This is a genomic window from Cupriavidus sp. GW821-FHT02F09 (genome assembly GCF_059421605.1).
This window is the reverse complement of sequence record NZ_JBWKVH010000107.1, coordinates 1-251: the sequence shown is the minus strand read 5'-3', so window position 1 is coordinate 251 and position 251 is coordinate 1.

Genomic DNA, 251 nt, shown 5'->3' with positions numbered 1-251 from the left:
CGCGCATGGCGCGGGTGTCGAGTTCTTCGGTGACCGACAGGTCCTTGATGGCGAGGGTGGTAGTCATGGCAGTTCTCCTTGGGAGCGATTGGGACTTTGGTTCATTTGGGTTGAGCATCTGTGCTGCGCTCGGGAGGTACAAACGCATGGAGTGTGCCAAGGCGGGCCATGCCATCGCAGATCGCCCGCAAACGCAGGCTGGGCCTGGGGAAAAAATTTATCGAGCCGAAAAAGACGCGCCAGCAAGCGGT